Below are 3,744 nucleotides of genomic sequence, written 5' to 3'. Positions count from 1 at the left end.
GCCGATCTCCGGGAGCGCGACGAACACGATGTTGTAGTCGACGGCAACGATGAACTGGGCGAACGCCAGCAGCGCGAGCATCAGCCCGGTCCGCGGCCTGGTGCGGGGGGCGGTATCAGCGGTACCAGCGGTACCAGCGGTGTCAGCCACGTCTTGGCTTCCTTGCTTCCTTCGAGATGCGGTGCGGAGGTCCGCCGGTCCGCACACGGCGGGCGGAACAGGACCTCACAGCCTGAACGCCGCGAGGTTACTACACGGCGTTCAGTCTTTGCCTGCCGTGTTGGGTTTCGACGCGGTTAAGCTGGGGGCATGGCAGAGGCGACGCAGAGCCGGCGGGAGCGCCTGAGGGCGGAGACGACCCGGGAGATCAAGGCGATCGCGCTCGGACACATGGCGGACGGAGGTCCGGCCGCCATCTCCCTGCGGGCCATCGCCCGGGAGATGGGCATGACGGCGGGCGCGATCTACAGCTACTTCGGCAAGCGCGACGACCTGATCACGGCGCTCACCGCCGATGTCTACGAGTCGCTGGCGCAGGCCCTGGAGAGTGCGCACCGCGGCGTTCCCCCGGCCGACCCGGCGGACCGGCTCCTCGCCCATGCCCACGCCTATCGCGCCTGGGCGGTGGCCCATCCGCAGGAGTTCCGGCTCATCTACGGCGACCCGGTCCCCGGCTACCTGCCCCCCGAGGCCGGTCCGGCGCAGGAAGCCGAGCACCGGCTGTGCGCGGTGCTTCTCGCTCTCGTCGCCCACGCCTGGCCGCGGGCGGCCGGGTTCCAGGAGGGCTGCGACTACACATGGGACGACTTCCAGCCGAGCCTGGCCGCCCTGGCCCGGGAGTCGTTCCCCGATCTGCCGCCCGCGGCCGTGGCCCTGTGCCTCCGGCTCTGGGCCCGCATGCACGGCCTTCTCACGCTGGAGGTCTACGGCCACCTGCGGCACCAGGTCGCCGACCCGGCAAAGCTCTACGACGCCGACATGCGGGACCTGATCCGCACGCTCGGGCTCGCGACGCCTAAGGACACGGTCACGGCTGTGTGAGGCCTGCGCGGTCATGGCTGTGTGGTGCCCGCACGGTCATGGCCGCGTGACGCCCGCCCCGTCTCGGCCGCGTGCCGCCCGCCGGTAGATCCGGGTCCCGGCCCAGTGCACCGCCGCGACATCCCAGTGCACCGCCGCAACTTCCCGGTGCACCGCCGCGACATCAGGCCGGCATCCAGCCACCGAAAACGCCCTCCCTTTCCCCGGTGTTTGCTTATCGCCCACGCCGATTCAATTCCCCGGCCGCTCTTCCGTCCCCGGCGCATCACCGATATCCGGCGATCGTTTCGGCGGAGATCCGGCACTCGCTGAATCCGGCACCTTTCCCGGCCCCCTCCCCTCCGGGCACCGCCACGTCGATCAGTAAGGACCGGTCCACGTCGGCGGCCTCCTTCCGTGGGGTCTCCCGCCGGCGCCCTCCGTTCGGCACCGCCCCCGGCAGCCGCCGGGACCACATGGCCGGAAAGCGGGGTCGATGGCACCTACATGCCTGTCGGGGCCCACTACCACCGGCATTCGGCCGTGCCGCCGCGGCCTGCCGCGACCGGCGCGCGGACCCCTGCAGCCACCCGCCGCGACGGTCGGGGCGCACGCCCGCCGGCCTGCCGTCCGACCGGCGGAAAACAGCCCGTCGGCCGAACTGACGACCGGCATGAAAAGTCTCCGTTAAGGGGCTCTTTAGCGTTCCCGGCTAGCGTTGTCGAAGGCATGAGCTCGCCGATGGAAGTTCGTTTCCAGTCAAGGGGGAGGAACGAATTGAAAATCACTCGACAGGCCGAAGAAAAGATGGGGGCCGTGGTTGAGGGCTTCGATCTGGCCACTGCGTCGGACGAAGATTTCGAAGAACTCAAGACCCGGACCTACCGCGACAAGATCCTGGTGCTCAAGAACCAGGACCTGTCGCCCGAGCGCTTCCTCGAACTCGGCCGGAGGCTCGGTACTCCCGAGACCTACTACGAGCCGATGTACCAGCACCCCGAGGTGAAGGAAGTCTTCGTCTCCTCGAACGTGAGCGAGGGGGAGAAGCAGATCGGGGTCCCGAAGACGGGCAAGTTCTGGCATGCGGACTACATGTTCATGCCGAAGCCGTTCGGGCTCACCCTGATCTACCCCCAGGTCATCCCGCAGAAGAACCGCGGAACCTTCTTCATCGACATGGGCAAGGCCTACGAGAAGCTCTCCGACGAGCTGAAGGCCACCCTCGCCGACGCGGTGGCGGTGCAGACCGTGCGCCGGTACTTCAAGATCCGCCCGACGGACGTGTACCGCCCGATCTCCAAGATCCTCGAAGAGATCGAGACCAAGACGCCGGCGTCCCCGCACCCGGCCGTCTTCAAGCACCCGGGCACCGGCGAGCAGATCCTCTACATCAGCGAGGGGTTCACCGCCGAGCTGCGGGACTCCGCCGGCAACCCGCTCGACGACTCGGTCCTGAAGGATGCCCTGGAGGCCGTGGGCCAGCTGGATCCCGCGTGCGAGCACGAGAACATCCACCTCCAGACCTTCGAGAAGGGTGACCTGCTGCTCTGGGACAACCGCAGCCTCGTGCACCGCGCGCTGCACACCGCGACGCCGGAGCCCGCCGTCTCGTTCCGCGTCACCGTGCACGACCACCTCCCGTTCTACGAGGGCATCTCCGCCTGACCAGCCAGTTCCTGGACCTCACGACCGAGAAAGAGTCGTCATGACCACAGCGCAGCCGGCCCGGAAGCACCCGAATCCGTTCGACGAGGCGTTCTTCAAGGACCCGTATCCGACCTACGCCGAGATGCACAGGACGGGCGCGCCCCTGCACCGCGTGTCCCTGTCGGACGGCAACGACGTCTGGCTCATCACCGGCTACGAGGAGGCCAGCGAGGCACTGAAGGACCGCCGCCTGGTCCGGAACCGCCGGCACGCGGGCCCCGACTACAAGAGCGAGATCCTGCCCGAGATCGTCCGGTCCGGGAACCTGCACATGGAGGACGGGCAGATCCACACCCGCCTCCGCCGCTTCATGAACTTCGCCTTCACCCCGAAGCGGGTCGCGGCCATGGTGCCCCGGATCGAGCAGGTCACCAAGGAGCTGCTCGACGCCATGGAGGCCAACGGCGGCGGCGACATCATGGACGGCCTGGCGGCGCCGCTCCCGATCGCGATGACCACCGGCATCCTCGGTGTGCCGGACGACCAGCGGGGCGACTTCCGGTACTGGAGCGACGAGCTCCTCGGCGGCGCGCCGGAGCGTGCCCGCGAGGCCGCCGAGCAGCTGCTCGTCTACGTGCAGGGGCTCATCGACCTCAAGCGGCGCGAGCCGGCCGACGACCTGATCTCGTACTGGGTCTCGGTCAAGGACGACGAGGGCAAGCCGCTGACCGATCAGGAAATGATCGGCATGACCTTCTTCCTGCTGCTGGGCGGCTACGACACGACGGTCGGCCAGATCGGTGCCTCCGTGCTCGCGCTGCTCAAGTACCCGGAGAAGGCCGAGGCGATGCGCACCAATCCGGACATCATTCCGGACGCGGTCGAGGAGCTGATGCGCTGGGACGGCTCGACGCACAGCGGCATCCGGCGGTTCGCCGCCGAGGACGTGGAGATCGGCGGCGAGACCATCCGCAGCGGTGACTGCGTGCTGATCTCGCTGGGCGCGGCCAACCGCTGCCCGATGCGTTTCGCCGATCCCGACAAGCTGGACTTCGAGCGTGAGCAGAACTGGCAGCT

3 protein-coding genes are annotated in these 3,744 nt (G+C 68.5%); all 3 read left to right on the top strand.

The genetic code is table 11. The features are described from left to right. Positions 1 to 309: 309 nt before the first annotated feature. Positions 310 to 1,041 (top strand): TetR/AcrR family transcriptional regulator, encoded by a 732-nt coding sequence (locus IE312_RS26450; RefSeq protein WP_189984825.1) that lies wholly within the window; start codon positions 310 to 312, stop codon positions 1,039 to 1,041. A 756-nt stretch (positions 1,042 to 1,797) separates the two neighbouring features. Then, positions 1,798 to 2,685, top strand: a complete 888-nt coding sequence (scoE, locus tag IE312_RS26445; protein ID WP_440862368.1) for a (3R)-3-[(carboxymethyl)amino]fatty acid oxygenase/decarboxylase — start codon at positions 1,798 to 1,800, stop codon at positions 2,683 to 2,685. A gap of 40 nt (positions 2,686 to 2,725) precedes the next feature. Then, positions 2,726 to 3,744 (top strand): cytochrome P450 (locus IE312_RS26440; protein ID WP_229900462.1); only part of this gene is annotated, 1,019 nt, incomplete at its 3' end.

This window comes from Streptomyces capoamus (assembly GCF_014654935.1).
GTDB lineage: Bacteria > Actinomycetota > Actinomycetes > Streptomycetales > Streptomycetaceae > Streptomyces > Streptomyces capoamus.
This window is presented reverse-complemented; position numbering and strand designations above follow the sequence as displayed.

Bases quoted from the DNA above. Each gene is read 5' to 3' on its own strand.
- IE312_RS26450 (WP_189984825.1), top strand. From the start codon at position 310: ATGGCAGAGGCGACGCAGAGCCGGCGGGAGCGCCTGAGGGCGGAGACG.